A 430-nucleotide genomic window follows, 5' to 3' on the forward strand; every position below is an offset into this window, starting at 1 on the left:
TTCGGCCCGGACGGCGAAGGTCTGCATGGGCACATCCACTCGATCCATAAAAGCAACTCCGGCGCGCGGCTGACACACTACGTCGCGGTGCTGAAACCCTATCTGGCGTATTTGGAACACAGCAGCCACCGCCGCTCGTTCCAACAGATGAGCGTGCCCGCGATCATCCTTGAGGTATTGAAGGAGCATGGGCTGTTTGACGGCCTGGATGTGCAGTTCCACGGTGACGTGAGCCGCGCCACGCCGCGTGAGTATTGCGTTCAGTACGACGAAAGCGACCTGCATTTCGTGAATCGACTGTGCGAAGAAGACGGCTGGTTTTATCGTTTTGAGCATTCGGCTGACGGCCATCAGTTGATTTTCGCCGATGACGAAGGGATGTTTCCCCATAAAGCAAAGGTGGCGCTGCCGTTCAAACCGCTTAGCGGCA

General features: G+C 57.0%; 1 protein-coding gene. It reads left to right on the forward strand.

Annotation, left to right across the window (positions count from 1 at the left end; translation table 11 throughout):
* Positions 1-430, forward strand: a 430-nt coding sequence (locus tag QN378_RS23340) for a contractile injection system protein, VgrG/Pvc8 family (protein WP_323551187.1), incomplete at both ends; no start/stop codon positions are given.

This window comes from Pseudomonas sp. 10S5 (assembly GCF_035019745.1).
Taxonomy (GTDB): domain Bacteria; phylum Pseudomonadota; class Gammaproteobacteria; order Pseudomonadales; family Pseudomonadaceae; genus Aquipseudomonas.